A 20,496-nucleotide genomic window follows, 5' to 3' on the forward strand; every position below is an offset into this window, starting at 1 on the left:
TTACATTTAAAGTTCAATAAAACAGAAGAGCCCGCTACAAGTAAGTAACGGGCTCTTCTGTTTTATAAAAATTTTAAAAAATTTACTTTTAAGGAATTATACAACCAAACTCCGTTTAGGTAAACCAGGGAAATAAATAAGTGCCGATTAATCTGCTTAATTAATTTAAAGAGCTAACGGGCGTTAACTTATTGTCGGCAGCTACTATTTCGGAAAAATATAAAAATTTATTAGCCGGTTGATAATCCTCATTCCAACCCGATCCGGAAGCAGGGACTGCATTAATTTCCTGCACAAATAACCAATTTTTTTTAACTGATTTAACCAGGTTTTTCGCGTCGGTAGCTGAAAGATCAATCATAAGTTATATAAGTTTTTAGTAGAATTTCTATACTGGTTTATACTTTATTTTTAGATCTTGGTTGTGCAAATATATAACTTATTCCGAATAAATTTATAATATATTCAACCTTTGAGCATTAAACTGAAAATATTTTTAATTAATTCCCTCAACCCAAAAATAATTTAAAATATTTTGGCCAAATACATCAAAATTTAAAAATCAGAATTTACCCACCTTCTGCTTTCCACAAAATAATTAATTATTTTTGCGTCAAATTCACGAAAGCCACTGGGGATGATTCTATTTTTTAAATTTTTATTAGTTCTGTTTTTTATTTCTGGTTTTACGGCTTCGGCCCAAACCATAACGCAACTCGAAAAGAAAAATGGTTTCCGGGATGCCCGGCTGGGAGCTTCCATTAAAACTTTCCGGAACCTGGTGTTAACCGAAAAAGAAGGCAACACCAAATACTACCGCCGCAAAACCGATGTAATGACCATGAAAGGCGTAAAATTCGCAGATATTACCTACGCTTTTTACAAAGACCGCTTAAGCCATGTGTTTATCACCTTGAATGGCGTAGAAAACAGCCGCAAATTTGTGGCCTTACTCGAAAGTTTATACGGCGAAGGCGAGCGCCTTTACCCTTGGGTAGAATCGTTTGATAATGTGCTGGAATGGAACGGCGAAAACATTACGCTTACTTACGGCGAAATTGCGAACACCAAAGAAGGCATTGTTCATTATTACAGCAATACCACTAATTTTTAAATTACCGGTAATGCCAACACCAAGCGCCACATTATTTTAAAACATTCGTCTTGGCAAAGGTAAAATTTATTTAAATTGCCAACTTTCTAAAAAGTAGCTGCCGTCTTATGTTCTAACCCATAAGAATGTAAATCAGACTATTTTTTAAATTTTAAGCAATTTATATAAAGCAAATAGCTCGTAATTTTAATTTCCAGCGCAAATTATATGTCTTCAGAAGAAAAAACGGGAAAAGACGAAGTTTTTAAAGACGAAATCAACAAAGTTTCGGATTTTAAATTTAGCGCCAAAGTGGCCGGCGTATTCGACGATATGGTAAACCGGTCGGTACCTTTTTACGGCGAAATGCAACGCATGACCGCCGAACTAGCCGCCGATTTTGTGCAACCGGGTACCAACGTGTACGACCTGGGCTGCTCTACGGGCACCACCATGTTGGGCATGAACACCCTGATACCACCCGACATTAAATTTATTGGCGTTGACGATGCCGTAGAAATGTTGGAAAAATGCGATTCTAAATTAAAAGAAGCCGGTTTCGAAAGACCTTACGATTTGCAGGTAGCCGATTTAAACGTAAACGTCGATATTCAGAATGCCTCGGTGGTAGTGCTTTGCTTAACCCTGCAATTTGTGCGGCCTATTTTCCGCGAGAAATTAGTAAAAACTATTCTGAATGGCTTAGTGCCCGGTGGCGCTTTAATTCTGGTGGAGAAAATTCTGGCCGAAGACAGCGTATTTAATCGGGAGTTTATTAAATACTATTACAACCACAAACGGCGCAACCAATACAGCGAGTTAGAAATATCGCAAAAACGCGAAGCATTGGAAAATGTGTTGATTCCTTATAAATTATCCGAAAACATTCACATGCTGCGCGATGCGGGCTTTGCGCACTGCGAGGTATTTTTTAAATGGTATAATTTTTCGGGCCTGATTGCGGTAAAAAAATAAACTGGTTAGATAGTAAGGTGGTAAGTTTTAGGTTATAAGTGGTAAGTATATTAATGCGTGTATGCAGCTAATCTCTTTCTATACTTAACGAACTTGCATTTTGCAGCATAGCCGAAGACTTAAATTACTATTGCAAATATTAGCCGTTTTTACCAACCTAAAACGTAATACTTAAAACATACAACCTCCTACATCCTTCTAATGGTAACCATAGGTAATTTCTTTTTTAAATACCGCAATTTATTATTTATCTTTTTGTATCTGGCCTTGTTTATTCCCTCGCCGGATATTTTTACACCCCAAATGTTCGGGGATAATTATTACTGGTGGCCGATTATTCTGGGATTAACTATAACCATTGCGGGCCAGGTCATCCGGGGCGCTACTATTGGTTTAGCATATATTATCCGGGGCGGGAAAGACAAAAAAGTATACGCCGAAGAATTGGTTACGCAAGGTATTTTTAATCATTGCCGCAACCCGTTGTACGTGGGTAATATTCTCATGCTCTTGGGAGTAGGTATTTTATCAAACTCGCTTATTTACGTGGGTATCCTGATTCCGCTGTTTTTATTTATTTACCAGGCTATTGTGCTGGCCGAAGAAAATTTTTTACGGAACAAATTCGGTACGCAATTCGATGCTTATTGTAGCCGGGTAAACCGCTGGATTCCGAATCTAAAAGGAATAAGTAAAACTTTTGAAGGCATGTACTTTAACGCTAACCGCTGGATTTTAAAAGAATACAATACCCAATTTGTGTGGCTGGTAGGTATTACATTAATCTTACTTTTTAATTACCCGCAGCTTACCAATTTTAACGAAGAAACCCGCAATAGTATATTGTACATTATTCTGCCGGTATTATTAGTGGTTTACCTTTTTGTTAAATATTTAAAAAAAACCGGTAAAATGGTAGCCTAGTCTCACCGTGTTTACGCTATAATCTTTTTTTTTAAAATTTAGCTGCTAGCCTACTTTCCCAGGCAACAGCCCGGTAAAAGCCGAAACAAAATGCCAAAGGCAGAAATTGTTTCGGCTTTTTTGTGTATTACCGGTAATGCTTTTGTGCGTGCTTCATGGTTACTTTATGCCTGGCTCTGCTATTTCCCCAACAACCTTTCAGTTAGCTCTCATCTTAATTTTTAAATAAGCCTGATTTTGCTTTTAAGTAAAGGAGCAAAATTAATTTTATCTAATTGCTGTCGGAGTTTCAGTGTAATATTATTTTAAAACAACCACTTATTCTTACAAAAGTCTAGCATCTAATATCTTGATACTTGTGTCGCTTTACTTACCTTTCAAGAATTGTATAGCAGTATACTAATTTTTAAATTCCGTATTTTCCCCTATTGTATTTCCGTAGATAACCCACCTTCCCCAATTTTATATCAGCGTATACCCACCTATTTAATTTTATTTTCTTCGGTAATCGTAGCGGGAATTTAAAACAACACCGGGTGATTTTATAACGAATGAAAAGATTTGGGCAGTTTATTGGTATCGTACTTATTTTGGTTGTTGTGGCCAGTTTAGGAATCTATGCCTTTACGCCTCAAGAGAAACTACTGCGTTACGTTGCCCCCCAAATAAAAGTGGTTCGCATCAGCAACCTGCAAATAAAAAAAGAGCAAGCCACCATGCAGTTGCATTTACAAGCTACTTCGCCTTGGTTGCCGGTTTATATCAGTAAGCTGCAATATTATTTTAAAATTTTCGACCAAAGTGTGGCCCGAGGTAGTCAGTCTTTTACCAACGCGCAGAACGGCAAAGTGCAACCTATCAACTTATCTATCCGGGCTAACTATCCTCAGATATTACCATTGCTCCAGCGCCAATTAGCCGATAGTACCCCGGTAAATGCCAGCTTTAATTTAACCTGCCGCGTACCCTTAGCCGGTATCCAAACTATTGCAACCCAGGCAACACTGCCTATTGAAATTCCGATAATAATAGTGCCCGAAATAACTAGCCTGGCCACCGAAGAAATAGGTTTTCAGCACATGCAGGTAGTACTTACCCTACAAGTAAGTAACCCTAATAAATATGACTATTACCTGCGCAACTTGTCCGTGAGCGCCCAGTTTCCGGGGTATAAAGCGGTGGCAGATAACATACCGGCTAATTACCTAATCAAAACCAATCAGGTAACCCCGATCAAAATTACATCGGCTAAAGCCATTGAAAAATTAGATAAAAATAACCTATTCCGGGCCAATAATACCTTAGCGTATCAGCTAAATACCACCCTGATTCTGGAACCCGTAGGTGTACCCATTGATAAAATAAATTTTCAAGCAACGCGATCTGGTTCGGTTACGGTACCGCCCGGAATTTAAAAATTTTACCTGAATAATTTTCTCACTACTAAACCCAGTTAACTATGTTTTACCACGATAAACGATTGCAGTACAAAGTAAAAGTAGACAAACCAAATCCGGCATTTGCCCGCATGTTACAACAAGCTATTGGCGGCATCGAAGGCGAAATCCGGGTGTGTTTGCAGTATTTGTTTCAAGCCTGGGGCACCCGCGGACCGGTAAAATACCGCGATATGTTGCTGGAAACCGGCACCGAAGAAATTGGCCACATTGAAATGCTCGCCACGGCCGTAGCCCTGAATTTAGAAGGGGCGCCCATGAGTTTAAAAGACGAGATGGCCAAAGACAGCATGATTGGAGCGATATTAGGCGGTATGGACCCGCGCCACATTTTATCGAGTGGTTTAGCGGCTTTAGCAACCGATGCTAACGGCGTACCATTTAATGGTTCGTGGGTTGTAGGTTCGGGTAATATTGCCGCCAATATGCTAGCCAACGTAAATGCCGAAGCCAGTGGCCGGGTATTGGCTACCCGCCTCTGGGAAATGACTGATGACCTAGGCATGAAAGACATGCTTTCGTTTTTAATTGCCCGCGACACCATGCACCAAAACCAATGGATGGCCGTGATTGAAGAATTAGGCGGACTAAATGGGGCATTCCCGGTACCTAACAGCTTTCCGCAAAGCTCCGAAAACCAGGATTTCAACTATACTTTTGTTTCTACCAACATTGCCGACGGCACTACGCCCGAAGGCCGCTGGACATCCGGACCTTCTATTGATGGTAAAGGTCAGTTTACTGTTCAACCCATCCAGCCGCTGGGCGATGAGCCGCAATTAGCACCACCTGACCCGCGTGGCCACGCTCAAACCGAAGAGATGATGGGGCCCTTGGGCACTGTAATGGGCAAAATAAAAGATGCGATTGATTAGTTTCTTCCAGGCTGATTAGCCCAGCTACTGCTGCTCGGGTATGCAGTACACAAAAACTGATTTTTTTAAAATTTTCATAAACCCGAACTTTCGAAAACACCTTCTGCAGAACTGCAGAAGGTGTTTTTATTTTATAATATTTAATAATTAAATAGCCGTTTTATAAAATTATAAACTTGGCTAAAATTTAAAAAATACCTAAAGCAAGAAGCATTTAGTAACTCCTCCGTTCAGGAACTTTACTAAACTTTTATGCTAGCTTCACCAAAAAAGCACCTTTCTTTAAATTTTTGCGTAGAAAGCTTGAATTAATCCAGCTAATTTAAACAGTTAAACCTATTTCACCTCTAAGTAAAACTCCGCGTCGGCTTTTAAAAGCCCTACTATGGGTAATCAGTGTGCCATTGGTACTGGTTATTCTGTTGGTTATTGCCCTTCAAATTCCGGGTGTGCAACGGTTTGCCGCCCAAAAGGGCGCTAGTTATCTGGCTAAAACGCTAAACACCAAAGTTACCATCGGCGGCTTTACCACCGATTGGCGTAATAGCCTGGTTTTAAAAGAATTTTACCTCGAAGATCAAAAACGCGACACCCTGGTGTACGCCGGCCGTTTAGGCGTGGACATTAACATCTTCGGCTTGCTAAAAAACCAAATTAATGTGAGTTCGGTAAAGCTCGATGATGCCACCGTGCACATTAGTTCTACCATGCCGGATAGCGTAAACAACTACGACTTTATTATTGCGGCTTTTGCTGGCGACACTACCGCGGCTCCGGTGGATACCACGGCCAGTAAGCCTTTCGATTATAAAATAGGCACCATTCAGCTAAAGAATATTTTCTTTACCATGGCCGATCAGGTGGGAGGTAATGATATTCGCACCCGCATTGGTTTTGTGTCGGCTAATATGGATGAATTTAATCCGGAAAAATCGTTGTACCACATCGGGGAAGTTACGCTTCAAAACAGTTACGCTAACATTACCCAAAGCAAAGTAGTACCCGATACTACCACCACCGACTCTACCACTTTAGATCTGGGCCTGCGCCGGGTTAACCTGGAAAACATAAAAGTTAATTTTAACAACAAGGTAGCCGCGCAACGCATTATTCTGGATGTTAAAAAATCTGAACTGGGTGCGAATAAAATCGATTTAAAAAATGCCCGGATCGACCTGAAAAACTTTGATTTAAACAATGCCTATTTTGCTTATTTCCAGGATAAAAACACGTCCCCGGATTCTTTAGCCATTAATCCGGCCGAAACCGCCGCTAAAATTGATAGCGCCGCCGAAGCTCAAGCTGGCGAACCGGTTAACTGGGTAGTAACACTCGGCGATTTAAACGTGGGCAATTTAAACGTGGACTTTGGTAACTATAACACCCCGGAACAAAAAACCGGCATGGACTTTAACCACCTGTCCTTTAAAAACATTAACCTGGATTTAAACGACCTGTATTATAGCACTGACCGCATTACCGCCGATTTAAACCAGTTAACCTTACAAGAAAAAAGCGGTTTCCGGATAAATAATTTTGCCGCCAACATTAACGTAGATTCTACCCGCGCGGCTTTAACCAACCTGGATTTACAAACCAACGAAAGCCACTTGCGGCCAAGTTTTGCCTTGGGTTACCCTTCGTTAGCCACCATTGGCGAAGATATTAACCAGTTACGGCTTGACGCCGACTTAGAAAACTCGAAAATCGGCTTACAAGATATTTTATACTTTGTTCCTACCCTCGCGGAAAATCCATCTTTCCGGAAAATTACCAATCGTTTTATTACCCTGGATGGTCGCTTGTTTGGCCGCATGGATAATTTAAACGCCGAAAGCTTGCGCTTGCGCGGTTTAACCGGCACCTCCATAAACCTGACCGGTAATTTAAAGCAAATGTTGGATTTCGTGGACAAAGGCGCTTTGGACCTGCACGTGAACGAATTTACCACTACCCGCACCGATATTTTGGCTTTAGTACCGGCCGGTACCATCCCCAACACCATTTCGCTCCCAACGCGCATTTCGTTGGCGGGTGGCGTACGGGGAACCATGAAAAATTTAATGCTGAATAATTTCCGGGCCAATGCTACGGGCGGTACTGCTCTGGCTTTAAGTGGCTCCATTCTAAATGCCACCGACCCCGACCGGCTGCGTATGAATTTACACATTCAAAATTTTGCCACCACCCGCAGTGCTTTAATGGCTTTATTACCCAAGGGCACTATTCCTACGTCTATTCAAATTCCCCAAAATTTAAAATTAGCCGGCAGTTTTAACGGTTCCCTGGAAAACTTTATTACCAACGCCAACATTACCACTTCTTTTGGCAATGGCCGGGTAGAAGCGCAGTTGCAACCTGGCGAGCGGTTTAATGCTACGGCTCGTTTAATCCGGTTTAACGTGGGTCGCTTATTAAAACAAGAGCCTACTTTGGGTACAGTATCGGCTACGGCCACAGCTACAGGTAGCGGGTTTAGCCCCGATAAGATGCAAGCTGATTTTACGGCCACCGTGCAGGAAGCATTTTATAATAAGTACCGCTACGCCAACGTAAACCTGAAAGGCAACATCGACCGCAACGTGTACGCCGTAACTGGTAACATGCAGGATTCTAACCTTTCGTTTAACCTGGATGGTAATTTTAATTTGCGCAACGAGAAAGTACCGGTATACCGGGCCAACTTAAACATTGCCAACGCCAACTTAAAAGCCTTACACTTTTACCCTACCGATTTTCAACTACGGGGCATCATCAGCGCCGATTTAAGCGGTGCCTCGCCCGACGAAATGAAAGGTACTTTGGGCATTAGCGATTTATTGATGCGCCAGAACAAACGTAATTACCCCATCGATACTTTACAATTACAGTTAAATAATGCCATTGGCCGAACCGACATCCGTTTGCAGTCTAATATTTTGTCGGGCTTTTTCCGGGGCAATAACAGCGTATCGGATTTACCGGTGGCCTTACAGAAATTTATTGACGGCTATTTTGATATTCAGGAAGCGCCTTTTGCCTCAACGGTGAACCTGCAGGATTTTGAGTTTGCTTTTAAGTTGCAGCGCTCCCGCGTGATCCGGGCTTTTGTACCCGATTTAAAACGCCTGCGCCCCAGTACTTTTAACGGTTCGTACAGCAGCGCCAACCAAAATTTGCGTGTAAACGCCAATGTTCCCGGCATGAAATACATGACCTATAACATCGACACGGCCCGGGTAAACATTAACAGCGACCGCAACAAAATTGCCTTAGCCCTAAATGTAATGGAGCTAGCCGACTCTTCCATGCAGGTCCGGAACATTGCCGTAACCACCGATTTGCAAAATAATACTTTGCGTACCCGCGCTCAGGTGTTAAACAACAACAGCCAGCCTCGCTTTGGTTTGGGCGGCTTGCTCAGCACCATTACCAAAGGTTACCGCTTTAGCTTTGCCTCCAATGAGTTAATTATTAACGGCGAACAATGGACCGTTACTCCGGATAACTACATCCAATACCAAGACAATAACATTTTTGCCCGCAATGTCCGGCTTTCTCACGATAATAGTTCGTTGGCTATAAATAGCCAGGGTACTAACCCGGTAAATGCGCCTTTAGAAGTAAACTTCGCCAATTTTGATTTGGGTTACATTTCCCGTTCTATCCAGAAAAACCCGGATACGTTAATGATTGCCGGCGTATTAAACGGAAACGTTGTGTTGCGGGATGTTATGAAAGCCTTACGTTTTACTTCGGATATTTCGGTAGCCAACCTGGCTTATATGGCTACTCCTATCGGTAATATTGCCGTGCAAGCCAGCAACCCCGAACCAACCCGTTACAACGTAAATGCCAACTTAACCGGCAACGGCAACAATGCCTCGGTAACGGGGTACTACCTGGCGCAGGATACAACCAACGCCTTAAACTTAACCGCTACCATTGGCAGCATCAACATGGCCATGGTCGAAGGTTTTAGCGGCGGCATGCTGAAGCGGGTATCAGGGAATATTGGCGGTAACTTTACCATTAACGGTAGCACTTCTAAACCCATTATCCGCGGAGCGGCCACCTTTACCAATGCAGCCTTTACCGTAGCCATGTTTAATTCGGCTTACCGCCTGGTAAACGAAACCATATCGTTAAACGACCAGGGAATAAATTTTAATAATTTCACTATCCTGGATTCATTAAACAACAAAGCTGTAATATCCGGAACCGTATTTACGCCCGACTACGCCTATTATCGCTTCGACTTAACAGCCACAACGGATGATTTCTTGGCAATAAATTCTTCCGGCAAAGATAATGATTTGTATTACGGCAAATTGATACTGGATAGCCGTACCCGTATTCAGGGCGATATTGTAACACCAATCATTAATTCGGATGTTACTGTGGTAAATGGGTCGCGGTTAACCTTGGTTTTACCAAACGAAGCAACCGAGCAATCGCAGGAAGGTATTGTGCAGTTTGTGGATATGCGCCGCCGGCGAAACCAGCTGGTAGAGGCCGAAGAAGATACCATCCAGAATACAGCCATGAGCGGTTTTGAATTAACGGCTACCATTAACTTAACCGACGAAACGCTATTTACGGTAATCGTGGACCCGGTAACCGGCGACTTTTTGGACGTGCGGGGAAACACCCGGCTTAACTTTGGCATGGACCCCGGCGGGAGCATGGACTTAACCGGAACGTACACCGTAAAAGAAGGAAAATACCGCTTAAGCTTCCTGAATATAACCCGCGAATTGGAATTTGCCGAAGGGGGAACGATTACCTGGCTGGGCGACCCCTTGGAAGCGAATGCCGACCTCCGGGCCATTTACCGGGTAGAGGCGCCGGTACGGGAACTAATTGCCAGCCAAACCTCCGGTAATACCTCGGAAACTCTGCGGCAAAAAGTACCTTTTATGGTTTACGTAAATGTTAAAAATGCTTTACTTAAACCCGATATCACTTTTGATATAGATATTCCGGAAGAAGACCGGGCTTCGTCGCCAGCAGCTACAGCGGCTTACCCAGCCATTCAGCAACTGCGGCAAGAGCCATCCGAAATGAATAAACAGGTATTTGCCTTATTGGTATTAAACCGGTTCTTAGCGCCCGATCCATTGCAATCATCTGGCGGCGGCGGTTTGGAGGGTACCATCCGCAACAGTTTAAGCGATGTGCTCAACGACCAACTGGATAACTTAACCGACCGGTACGCCGGCGGTTTAGGCTTGGAGTTAGGCCTGAATACCTACGAAGATTATTCCACCGGCTCGGCACAAAACCGGACCGATTTAAACGTGGCGGTTCGTCGCCAATTTTTAAACGATCGTTTACAATTTAGAGTAGGTACCAACGTAGGCTTAGAAGGCGGGGGCAGCCCAAGTAGCGAACGAAATGGTGGCAGCGGTTTTGCGGGTAATTTTTCGGTGGAGTACCTGGTATTACCGGATGGCCGTTTACGGGTGCGGGGCTTCCGGCAAGATGCCTTTGAAACTTTAACCGATGCCCAGGTGATTGAAACCGGTGCTGCCGTGGTTTTCCAGCGCGATTACAACAGCTTCGCGGAGTTGTTCCGGCGAATTTCCAAAGCGCAAAAAAGAGCGAAGCAACAGCAAGCGCCGGATGTAAGCGCTCAAAATTAAATTTTTTAAAAAATTACTTTTTCATAAACATATAGTGGCAGGCAGCCAGGCTTTTAGGCCGCTGCTGCCTGCTGCAATTCTTCAACCTGATAAACCGATTATATCTTATTAATGATACGATTTTATCTTCTGCGCTTATTTGTTCTTCGCCGTTTGGTAGTGGCTGCGTCTGGTCTGTTGTTGCTGGTTCTGGCAAGTTGCAGCAGCACCAAAACCTTGCCGCCCGGCCGCAAATTATACATTGGCCATAAACTCGAACTGCAATCCGATACTATCATTCCTACAAAAAAAACACTGGAACCCGAGCTGGAAAGTGTGATCACACCCAAGCCCAACACCTCGTTTTTAGGTATCCGCCCTACTTTGTGGATTAATAATATTGGCAACCCCAACAAAAAGAAAGGATTAGCCGCCTGGATCCGGCGCAAATTCGGGCAGGAGCCGGTATTGTTGGATTCGGTAAAAACTAAAAATGTGGTGAGCTTATTGAGCAACCGGCTGAGTAACAATGGCTATTTTGGTTCGCGGGTTACCTACGAAGTTAAAGAAGAAAAAGAGCGCATGGTCCGGGTAATTTACCGCGCCCAGGTAAGCGCGCCTTACCGCATCAAAGAAATTATATGGCCTTCCGGCGATTCTATCAGCGAAGCTTCTAAAGCCATGGCAGCTACGCAAAAAACCTCGCTGTTAAAAGTGGGCCAAGTGTATAATCTAAACACTTTAATTGCGGAACGCACCCGCATTGATGGGGAATTAAAAAATCAAGGATTCTTCTTTTTCGGCCCCGACGTAATTATTTTTAAAGCCGATAGCATGCGCCACGACCGCACCATTAATTTATACGTGCAGCTAAAGCCCGAAACTCCGGCCCGGGCCAAACGCGCCTACCGCTTAAACGATATTTCCATATTTACAGATTACCGGGTTGGTTACGAAACTCCGCCTAAAACACCACCAGTAGAGATACAAGGGTATAAATACTATCCCAATGAATTAACTTTAAAGGCCAAACGCTTGTTGCCTTCGGTATTTTTAACGCCAGATTCGTTGTACACCCGGCGCGATCATGCCTTAACGCTGAGCCGGTTAATGGGATTAGGTACCTTTCAGTACGTCGATTTAAAGTTTTTTGAAGTAGATGCCGAACCCAACCTGTTAAACGCCGAAATGCGCTTAACCCCGATTGTTAATCAATCGCTCCGAGCCGAAGCAGAATACGTGAGCAAAAGCAACAGTTTTACCGGTCCGGGCATTAACCTGAATTACCGGCACCGGAACCTGGGTCGGGGAGCGGAGTTATTTGTGGTTACCTTAAACGCCAACCAGGAAACCCAGGTGGGCGGCAGCCGCAAAGACGAACAAAAAACTGGCACCGATAACAATACGGCCAATGCCTCGCTTAATTCTTTTTCGGTGGGGGTTACCGCCGATTTATACATTCCCCGGATTATTTCGCCGATTAAGGGTTTACGCAACGTACGCAGCGAATTTGTACCTAAAACCCGTTTCCGGGTAGGCGCTAACTACATGAATCGGGTAGGCTTTTTCCAGATGACCGGCTACAACGCCAGCTACAGCTACATCTGGAAACCAAAAGCCACGATTACCCACGAGTTTACCCCCATTAACCTGCAATACGTGAACCTGGCGCGGGTTTCCCCCGAGTTCCAGGCCCGGTTAGATACCAGCGCCTATTTGCGGCAAAGTTTCGAAAACCAGTTTATCTTGGGCGGGATTTATAATTTTAATTACAATGACCAGGCTCGTGCCGATTTACGCAACCATTTTTACTTTAATGCCAATATTGATGCCTCGGGTAACTTGTTTAGTTTAGTGAACCAAAGCGGCACGTTATTTAACCAAGCTTATGCCCAGTACACCCGCCTGGACCTGGATACGCGGTATTATTTAAAATTAACCAAAGGCAGCATGATAGCGATGCGCCTGCTTACGGGCGTGGGCTTTACCTACGGCAACTCCCGGACATTGCCCTACGTGAAACAATTTTTTATAGGTGGACCAAACAGTTTACGAGCCTTTAGGTCGCGGGCTGTGGGGCCTGGTACCTACCAGGATACTAGTGCTACCAGTTTCTTTGATCAAACCGGCGACATCCGTTTTGAAGCGAACGTGGAATACCGGGTTGATTTATTCCCCTACGTGAAAGGTGCTTTGTTTGTGGATGCCGGTAATATCTGGTTATCGCGGGAAGCAGTTAATAAAGAAACCGGCCAAAATGAAAAACAAGGCGCTAAGTTTGAGCCGAACAAGTTTTTTCAACAATTAGCCGTTGGCGTAGGCCCCGGTATCCGGATTGATGCGCAGGTAATTGTTTTGCGCTTTGATGTAGGCTTTCCGCTCCGGATTCCAACGCGCCAACCCGAGGATTATTTACCCAACGAAAAACCATTTCCATCGCCTAGCCGCAAACCTATCCTGAATATTGCTATTGGCTACCCGTTCTAACCAACGGGTAGTTTCTGGCTTTCTGGGTTAATAGATTTTCAAATTTTTAAAAAACTCTATTTTAACGTGGATTTGAACTAAGCCTATAATAAAAAAGCCATCCTGAATTAATGAAGTTGTCTTGTAAGAATCCGAAGAATTCCAGCAGGACGACCCCAATAGATCAGGATAGCTTACCCCAAAATAGATATTTTTCTTACCTTAAACGCTTGTTATTCTGCTGCGCCTGGATTGAGCCAAAGATCAATGGGTTTAGTTACTTCAGGGGCAAACGGCAGGGTTATTTTTTTACCTGTACCCGCCGAAGCATAAGCCGCGTAAATAATTTCCAGCACCGCCCGGCCGTCTTCGCCGGTAACCAGGGGCTGTAAATCTTCGCGCACGCACTGGATAAAATGTTTTAATTCGTGCGGATAGCCTTGGTTGAACACTTCTTCGAACACGGTAAAGCTCCAACCTTGGGTAGTATCGGCTTTTTCCATGGCATACCCGTAACCGTTTTTGCTGTAAGTAACCGCGGAGTTACCCATAAACAAATCGGCATAGATTACCCCGCCGGTACCGTAAATTTCACTGCGGTCGTCCATGCCGCCGTGTTTGGCCCAACTGTCTTCGGCAATGCAGGTTACTTTATTTTCAAATTCCACGATTACCACCGAGTTATCTTCGCCTTTCGTGCGCCCCTGGTGCAAAACAGTGTTCATGGTGGCGTATACGCTGCTTACTTTGGCATTGCCCAACATCCACCGGAACCAACCTAAAGCGTGGCATCCCATGTCCATGAGTACGCCCCCACCCGCCTGGTTAATATCGTAAAACCAATCGGAATGCGGCCCGGAATGTTTTTCGGAGTTTTTCAGCATGTATATATCGCCTACGGCTCCTTCTTTTACCAAAAACCGGGCCCGCTCGTATTTAGGCGCAAAGCAAAGTTCTTCGGCGTACATCAGCTTTACGTTGTTTTGTTTACAAGCAGCAATCATGGCATCGGCTTCTTCCAAAGTAACAGCCAAAGGCTTTTCAATAATCACGTGTTTACCGGCAGCAGCAGCTTTTAAAGTTACTTGGGCGTGCAAGAAATTAGGCAAACAAATATCTACCACCTCACAAGCCGACTCCAAAATGGCTTTTTCGTAGTCATCGTAATATTGGGCAATGTGGTGTTTCTCGGCAAATGCTTGGGCCTTATTCCGGTTACGGGCATAAACCGCTACTACTTCGGCTTCCGGAATAAACCGGTGGTAACACTCCAGATGAATATCCGAAATAAATCCCGCTCCCAAAATGGCTACTTTGGTTCTGTTCATAGTTTTCTGATAATAGATGCTTTTTTAAATATTTAGTGATATTAAGTTTTGTTGTCAATAAAAATTAGCTGAATTCCCTGACTTAGCAATTATTTCTATTTAACATAAAATTTAAAATTTTAAAAATTTACATTGCCCAAGCTTTGGTACCCGGCTCATAAGGCATACAACCAATAAAGCGGCCCGGCACCGGCAAGTAGCGCAAAGCTAGGGTAGCGCCGGGTTCCGAAGTGAAATAGCCCAATAATGTGAGCTGTTTTAAATTAGTAAAGTAATGATTGGGTTGGCCTTCTGCTTTATCTTGCTGGTAATTTTTGGCTTCGCGATCCAGGCTAACAACTAACGTATGTTTTTGCGATGGCATTAAATCTTCGAAAGCCTTATTAAATTGGGTTTGGCTAATTTCCTGCAGCTTTTTTAAGCCTGCCGTAAACGTTTGCTGGTCTATTTCCTGGTAGCAATCGGTAACCATGGTTTTTATAAATGCACCTATGTTGGCTGCTTTGGCTCCCGGCGAAGACTTGGTAGTGGGCAATATAGTGTCGGCTACTTCATTCAGCAACGACACATCCTGAATAGAGAATAGTTCATCTGTTGCGGTCGAACGCTGGCAGCCGGTTAAAAAAGCCTCGGCTCCTATAACCGCTGTACCCATTAAAAAAGCAACCGCCGATAATGCTTCTCGTCTGTTCATTCTTTGTATTTGTTAATTCTGAGTAGGGCGTTATTAAAAGGTAAATAGTCAAACTGTATTTACCGGTGCTACGCCGAATTTTTAAATTTTTCTTTTCCGACAGGTAAATTAAACTTACAAGTTCCCATTTTTCATTTCTTTAGCGGCGTGGTCGGCAGCACGGGCCGTAAGCGCCATGTATAATATCGACGGACTTTGGTTACCGGTACTCGTCATGCAGGCGCCATCGGTTACAAACACGTTGGGGCAATGGTGCAGTTGGTTATACTTATTCAGTAACGATGTTTTAGGATCGTGGCCCATGCGCACGCCACCCATTTCGTGAATATCCAGACCAGGCGCTTGCTTGCTGTCGTTTTGTTTGATGTTGGTACAACCGGCTTTTTCCAGCATGGCCGTGCTTTGCGCCAGAAAATCTTTAATCATTTTCTCGTCGTTGTCGTCGTAACCCACCGAGGTAATAAGCTGCGGAATGCCCCACTGGTCTTTATCGGTGGTACTTAAGCGCACGTGGTTGCTTTCTTTGGGTATGGTTTCGCCTTGCATGTACATGTACACGCGCCAGCCGCCGGGCTGCGTTAAAGCTTCTTTGTATGCGGCACCAATTTCTTCGGTTAGGCTAGCGGTGTTGCCCCGCTGCCGGTAAGCACCCATAAAAGTGGTAAAACCGCCCAGGTAATCGGTATCTTGTTGATGTAAATTCCGGTAGTTGGCAATAATAGGTTCGGTAGGATTGCGGCCGAAGTAATAAAAATCTTCAAAACCAGCTAAATCGCCGTTTACGCTGGCCCGGTAGTTATGAAAAGCCACGTATTTTCCCATTAAGCCGTTGTCATTACCCAAACCCTGCGGAAAGCGGTTAGAGGTAGAATTTAACAGAATTAAGTTGGTATTTAAAGCCGAGGCATTCACAAAAATTATCCGGGCAAAATAATCTGTAACGGCTTTAGTTTGCGCATCAATAATGCGCACGCCGGTAGCTTTGTTTTTCTGCTCGTCGTAAATAATAGAATGCACCACCGAAAAAGGCCGCACGGTTAAGTTGCCGGTACGCGCCGCCCAGGGCAAAGTAGCCGAAACCGAACTAAAATACGCCCCGTACGGGCAACCCCGCATGCACAAATTACGCGCCTGGCATTTACCCCTGCCTAATTTTAAGTGCGTTTCGGTGGGTTGGGTTATGTGCGCCCAACGGGCTTGCACTAAATGCCGGTCCGGGAAATGTTCTTTTATCCTTTTCTGGACGTGCGCTTCCACGCAGTTTAAATCAAAAGGCGGCAGAAATTCCCCATCCGGCATGGCTTCAATACCATCTTGGTGGCCGCAAACCCCGGCAAACTTTTCGACGTGCGAATACCAGGGAGCCACATCGTCGTAGCGAATGGGCCAATCTAAACCGTAGCCGTACCGGGCCGGAGCAGTAAATTCAAAATTGCTCCAACGCTGGCAAGCGCGGCCCCAGGTTAACGATTTACCGCCTACCTGGTAGCCCCGGATCCAATCAAAAGGCTTTTCCTGCACGTAGGGATGGTCTTTGTCCTGAATAAAAAAATGCGCGGTATCTTCGCCAAAACCGGCGGCTTTGCTGATAATCGGGTTATCTTTTAAAAATTGCCGGGTCATGCCGCCCCGGTGCGGAAATTCCCATAAATCTTTGTTGGCGGTGGGATAATCTTTGTTGTGTTCTACGTTGCGGCCCCGCTCCAGCACCAGGGTTTTTAAACCTTTATCGCACAACTCTTTGGCGGCCCACCCGCCACTTATTCCCGAACCGATGATAATAGCATCGTAGGTATTTTGGGCCTTGCCCTTGGTATTTATCTGTGGTGCTTCCACTGCCATGTTTCTTGTAATTCTAAGTAAAAAACGGTGGGCACCAGCAGCATTAATGCTCCGGTAATTCTTAATATTCTAGTGCGTATCCACCCGGTTTGTACCTAGTAATGTAAGGCATTTTCGTTAATTTTCAGGAGGCAACGAAAAAATAATTTTATACGGTTTAAGAAACTACCGCAAACCTAACAGAAATAGCAACAAATTTATAAGTAAAGAAACATAAGTATCCAGAAATCAGACAGCAGACTTTTATTGAATAAATCATCTGATTACCAATAATTTTAAATTTTTCTGAATTAAGTAACGTGAGTTCGAGCTAAGCCATTCTTCATCTCCGTCATTCTGTAGAATTCGAAGAATTCCAGAAGAATCTAATCGGTTACCTACTGGTTAGATTATTCCAGAATGACTGTATTTGATAGTAAGTAAAGTAAAATATACGGCTATTTAATCCGCTAAAAAGCTTACGTCGAACTCCCGTTAAGTAGACTAAATCATCCGGTACAGATACTTAGCTTAAAATGAGCTATTATCTAAAATTTCAAAATTTAAGCCGGAGAAGCAGGTACGCTCTCTTGTGCTGTTGCGCCTTCTGAAGCATCTTTTTTACCTTGTTCGGTAGTTTCTTCTTTACCTTCAGATAGCAATTTTAATAATACCCCGTTGGTCCAGCCAAAACCATCCTGCAGCGGGTACTCTCCTCCCCCGGCTTCGGCTTCGCTGTTCTCGACATTATATTTCTCTACGAGCTTGCCGGTTGCTTTAAATACTTCAATGTTCAGTTGAATCCAGTTATTTTTTATTTTTTCGGCCAGTTCGTGGTAGCCGTAGTTGCGCAAAGCCACAATGCTGATGTATTGCAGCGGCGCCCAGGCGTTGGGGGCATCCCATTGCTCCGGGGTGTGGTTAAGCGTCGTAATTAAACCGCCTGGTTTAAAAAAATCTTTCTCCAGCTTTTCGGCTACGCAGTTGGCTTGTTTGGGCAGGACCATATTAAAATACAATGGAAAACAAGCGGCCAGGCTAAAAGTGGGGGTATTATGCCGCTGTACCATATCGTAGTCCATAAAAAAGTTTTCTTTCGTAGACCAGCAATAGCGTAGCAGTGTTTTCTTGCGTTTGTGCGCCAGGTCTTTGTAATGTTCGGCTTGCTCTGGGTTATTTTCTAGTTGTACGATATGGGCCAACGTCATTTCTACGTTGTAGAGCAAGGCATTTAAATCTACCGGAATAATATCAGTGGTATGAATGGTTTTCATAGTTTGGCTATCGGCGAACCAGCGACTGCTAAAATCCCAACCCGACTCGGCGGCCGCCCGGATGTGGCGGTATAAATCTTCGGGGCGCTGGTCACTTAACCGGGCCAGGTGCACGTCTTCAATGTAAGATTCCGGCCTAGGATCGGGGCAATCGTCCCAGTAGCGGTTCAGGATGCAACCATCAGGCATACGCACCGATCGGCGGTACGTAGGTTTTTCTTCGGATAAATTATTCGATCCATCCATCCAGAAATGATATTCTTTTTTTAAAGCCGGGCCGTATTTCAGCCACACCTCCTCACCTTTAATTTCGCTTAACGTTTGCAGCATTAAGGCATAAAAAGGTGGCTGCGACCGGGTCGTGTAATAACTGCGGTTACCATTCGGAATATGGCCTACCGATTCTATTAAGAAAGTAAAATTATCTACCATTTCCTCGATTAACTGGTAGTCGCCGTTTACCTGCAGGCCCAGCATGCCAAAATAACTATCCCAGTAATAAATTTCGCGGAAACGCCCGCCCGGCACCAGATACGGATTAGGCAAATGAATACGGGAGCTAAAATCATTGATCGCCTGCCGGGTAAGTAAAGGCCATAGTTTATTAATGTGCTCGGTTACGGGCAAACTGGTATCGGAAGTAAAATTAGCAGCCGGGGTGGCCGGTAATTTAAAATTTTGCAGCACAAAGGCTTTCAGGTCAAAGTCGGGTTTGTCTTTTTCGCTGTTGTACGCCTCCCGGATGAGCGCCGGCGCCAGTACCGGAATACAATCCGGAAAGGTTTTGGAATCCGGAAAAATCCCCTGGCTTTGCACTGCTTTAAAAAGTTCGGGGTATTGTTCCTGCGGTTTTAGTTGTTCTTCCTGGGCCAGGTAGCTAAACAAAAACAAAACACTACCCAAAAACAGGAAAACCATAATATCAATAGAATCTATTTTTTCAGAAGGAATATTTAACAATATGTGGAGCCAGGTCATAGTTCAGGTAATTACTCTACGTCGGGTTGTTTTACGAAGTAAGTACCCGGAAGTAAAAGAATATAAGTTTATTTTTTAAAAACTCTGCTTAAAGTTTTATAATACATCAGGTATTTCCTATTTAGCTATTTACTTAGGACTTGGTTTACAAACTTTATTGGTTAAAGGAAGATAAGCGCTCCTGGTTTTTAAATTTTCTCAGGCACGATGGTTGATATAAAACGGAAGTACATATGTCGATCAGCGTATGTTGTGTTGTTTATCTAGTAGTTAGCTGTAAATTACAAAAAATGCCAAAGTCAGATTCTGAACAAATCTTTGATTTTCTAGTTGCTAAAATAATTTGGCCGAAGTTCAAAGAAAGAGGATATAAAAAATCGGTTAATAATTTCCGCTTTTACGACCAAAGCGGCTGGGGAAAAATTGTTAATTTTCAGAAGAGCTCTTTTTACGATAAAGATAATATTCAATTCACAATCAATACAGGACTTTATTTAGCAGAGGCTGAACAATTCCACTGCAACCGTCAATCAGCAGAAAAATTCCAGGAATCAATGTGCCTTGTCAGAAAAAGAATTGGTTATTTATCGGACGACCAAAAAGACACTTGGTTTAGTATTAATATTGATACTGACAAGCAAGTATTGTTCAATAATGTAGAAAGATATTTTAATGATTACATTTTACCTTTTCTAGACAAGGTCAGGAATAAAGAAGATATTCTGCAAATATTAATCAACGGTCATAAATCAGAATATAAAACTGCTCAAATCCAAACTTTGCACCATAATGGTTACTTTGAACTAGCTAATCAACAATTGCAAGATGAATTAAGGTCAACTAATAATCCTTATTTAATAAAAAGACCTCAAAGAGATTGAGCAAAAATTTAAAATAAAATCTACAGCTAACAAGCCATAAACGTCAGCATCGGCCGACGGCCTCGCCGTCGTTTATACTAGTCCGTTACAGTTAAAAATTAAAAAATATAGCATAGAGTTCTTGAAA

13 protein-coding genes are annotated in these 20,496 nt (G+C 43.6%); 8 read left to right on the plus strand and 5 right to left on the minus strand.

Features of this window, described 5'->3' with window-relative positions:
• Positions 1-160: 160 nt before the first annotated feature.
• Complete coding sequence (locus HUW51_RS23820) at positions 161-361, minus strand: hypothetical protein (protein WP_185272076.1); 201 nt, start codon at positions 359-361, stop codon at positions 161-163.
• Positions 362-637: 276 nt separating this feature from the next.
• Between HUW51_RS23820 and HUW51_RS23825 the strand changes: the two genes are divergently transcribed.
• From HUW51_RS23825 to tamL, 7 genes are all read left to right on the plus strand, one after another.
• A complete protein-coding gene (locus HUW51_RS23825) occupies positions 638-1,114 on the plus strand; it encodes a hypothetical protein (RefSeq protein ID WP_185272077.1) in 477 nt (158 codons plus the stop codon).
• A 207-nt stretch (positions 1,115-1,321) separates the two neighbouring features.
• Entirely contained in the window at positions 1,322-2,068 is a 747-nt protein-coding gene (gene cmoA / locus HUW51_RS23830) for a carboxy-S-adenosyl-L-methionine synthase CmoA (protein WP_185272078.1), read from the plus strand.
• A 201-nt stretch (positions 2,069-2,269) separates the two neighbouring features.
• Positions 2,270-2,992, plus strand: a complete 723-nt coding sequence (locus tag HUW51_RS23835; protein WP_185272079.1) for a methyltransferase family protein — start codon at positions 2,270-2,272, stop codon at positions 2,990-2,992.
• Between the two features lie 551 nt (positions 2,993-3,543).
• Complete coding sequence (locus HUW51_RS23840) at positions 3,544-4,407, plus strand: hypothetical protein (protein WP_185272080.1); 864 nt, start codon at positions 3,544-3,546, stop codon at positions 4,405-4,407.
• A gap of 44 nt (positions 4,408-4,451) precedes the next feature.
• A complete protein-coding gene (locus tag HUW51_RS23845) occupies positions 4,452-5,324 on the plus strand; it encodes a manganese catalase family protein (protein WP_185272081.1) in 873 nt (290 codons plus the stop codon).
• Between the two features lie 398 nt (positions 5,325-5,722).
• Complete coding sequence (locus tag HUW51_RS23850; RefSeq protein WP_185272082.1) at positions 5,723-10,948, plus strand: translocation/assembly module TamB domain-containing protein; 5,226 nt, start codon at positions 5,723-5,725, stop codon at positions 10,946-10,948.
• Between the two features lie 111 nt (positions 10,949-11,059).
• Positions 11,060-13,414, plus strand: a complete 2,355-nt coding sequence (gene tamL, locus HUW51_RS23855) for a translocation and assembly module lipoprotein TamL (RefSeq protein WP_185272083.1) — start codon at positions 11,060-11,062, stop codon at positions 13,412-13,414.
• 212 nt (positions 13,415-13,626) lie between these two features.
• On the opposite strand, the gene HUW51_RS23860 is transcribed toward tamL, so the two are convergent.
• The 4 genes from HUW51_RS23860 to treF form a co-directional block, all read right to left on the minus strand.
• On the minus strand, positions 13,627-14,721 hold the full coding sequence (locus HUW51_RS23860; protein WP_185272084.1) for a Gfo/Idh/MocA family protein: 1,095 nt from the start codon (positions 14,719-14,721) through the stop codon (positions 13,627-13,629).
• A 127-nt stretch (positions 14,722-14,848) separates the two neighbouring features.
• Positions 14,849-15,415, minus strand: a complete 567-nt coding sequence (locus HUW51_RS23865) for a gluconate 2-dehydrogenase subunit 3 family protein (RefSeq protein ID WP_185272085.1) — start codon at positions 15,413-15,415, stop codon at positions 14,849-14,851.
• 114 nt (positions 15,416-15,529) lie between these two features.
• On the minus strand, positions 15,530-17,257 hold the full coding sequence (locus HUW51_RS23870; protein WP_185272086.1) for a GMC oxidoreductase: 1,728 nt from the start codon (positions 17,255-17,257) through the stop codon (positions 15,530-15,532).
• A 542-nt stretch (positions 17,258-17,799) separates the two neighbouring features.
• Complete coding sequence (gene treF / locus HUW51_RS23875) at positions 17,800-19,488, minus strand: alpha,alpha-trehalase TreF (RefSeq protein WP_228466883.1); 1,689 nt, start codon at positions 19,486-19,488, stop codon at positions 17,800-17,802.
• 290 nt (positions 19,489-19,778) lie between these two features.
• Between treF and HUW51_RS23880 the strand changes: the two genes are divergently transcribed.
• Positions 19,779-20,369 carry a DUF4304 domain-containing protein gene (locus HUW51_RS23880; RefSeq protein WP_185272087.1) on the plus strand — a complete coding sequence of 197 codons (591 nt, stop codon included), beginning with the start codon at positions 19,779-19,781 and terminating at the stop codon, positions 20,367-20,369.
• Positions 20,370-20,496 lie beyond the last annotated feature (127 nt).

This window comes from Adhaeribacter swui (assembly GCF_014217805.1).
In the GTDB taxonomy this organism is placed as follows: Bacteria; Bacteroidota; Bacteroidia; order Cytophagales; family Hymenobacteraceae; genus Adhaeribacter; species Adhaeribacter swui.